We start from the raw sequence: 1,297 nt of genomic DNA, 5'->3' as shown, positions 1-1,297 counted from the left end.
CACCGCGCGGGTGAACTGCTCGAAGTTCAGGCCCAGGGCCAATTCCAGCTGGGTCTTGTATTCGGTTTTCTGGCTGGCCAGCAGCTGCTCGCTGTCCAGGTCGATCAGGCTTTGCCGGCTGGCTTGCAGCTTGCCGCTGGCCTTGTCCCGGGCGCGGTTGGCTTCCCAGCGGGCGCGGTAGCGACGGCCACTGACGCCGACAAAATCCACTTCGGCATAACCGCCGCCAGTGCCCCGGCGAATCAGGGTGCGTGGGTCACCGATGGAAATATCGGTGTCGGCATCCGGCATTTTTGCCTGGCCGGTATCGCCCAGGCGCGGCACGGCGCCAAACAGCGCCAGGCACAGCGCATCGAGCAAGGTACTTTTGCCGGCGCCGGTGGGCCCGGTAATCGCGAACAGCCCGGCGCTGGCCAGGGGCTCGGCGGTAAAGTCGATTTCAAACGGACCCGCCAAAGAGGCGAGGTTTTTCAGGCGAATGGCGAGGATCTTCATGGCTGTTCGCCCTCCTGTTGCACTTCCTGGAGCAGCACGGCGAAGTCCTTCAGGGTCTGTTCGTCCACTTCACTGCCGTAGCTTTCCTGCCAGGCGCGGCTGAACAATTCCTGGGGCGTGAGCTGGTCGAGTTCGATCAGGCGGTCTTCCTGGCTGTCTTCACGGCCTCCGTTGCCTGCGTATTCAGCGGCGATGCGCACCAGGCGCACGGCCTTGCCTTGCAGGGCGTTTTCCACCTGCTGGCGCAGGTCGGGTTGCGGTTCGTCGAGGCGCACCCGCACTTCCAGCCACGGTTGGCGCTGGGTTTCGGCCAGCAGGTCGATGTCGGGCAGGTCGGCCAGTTGCTTGAGGATGTCGGCCAGGGGCGCGGCTTCCAGGCGTTGCAGGTTGACCGAGCGCGGGATCAGGCGGGATTCGACGCTGACCAGGATTTCGCCGTCCAGTTGCACGTCGAGGATCTGGTGCTGGTAGCCGATTTCCGAGAATGACAGCGGAATCGGTGAGCCGCAGTAGCGAATCCGCTCCTCGCCATTCACCCGCTGGGGTTTATGCAAATGGCCGAGGGCCACATAGCTGACGCTGGCATCGAACAGGCTGGCGGGCAGCGCTTCGGCATTGCCGATGATCAGGCTGCGCTCGGAGTCTTCCGACACCGAGCCGCCGGCCATGTGCGCATGGCTGATGGCAACCAGTGCCTGGCCCGGCTGGCGCTTGGCATTGGCGGCAGCAATCAGCCACTCGTGAACCTGGCCGATGCCCCGCAGGTAATCGTCCCCCAGTTGGGCGCCGGTCACTTCGGCCG

2 protein-coding genes are annotated in these 1,297 nt (G+C 64.7%); both read right to left on the bottom strand.

Annotated features, from left to right (window positions below):
• Nucleotides 1-495 (bottom strand): AAA family ATPase (locus tag HX846_RS39860; RefSeq protein WP_256740151.1); only part of this gene is annotated, 495 nt, incomplete at its 3' end.
• Nucleotides 492-1,297: exonuclease SbcCD subunit D C-terminal domain-containing protein (locus tag HX846_RS30865; RefSeq protein WP_178966845.1), on the bottom strand; the 806-nt coding region annotated here is incomplete at its 5' end. The genes HX846_RS39860 and HX846_RS30865, both read right to left, overlap by 4 nt.

The sequence above is a fragment of the Pseudomonas sp. K5002 genome (assembly GCF_013386655.1).
Classification (GTDB): domain Bacteria; phylum Pseudomonadota; class Gammaproteobacteria; order Pseudomonadales; family Pseudomonadaceae; genus Aquipseudomonas.
This window is presented reverse-complemented; position numbering and strand designations above follow the sequence as displayed.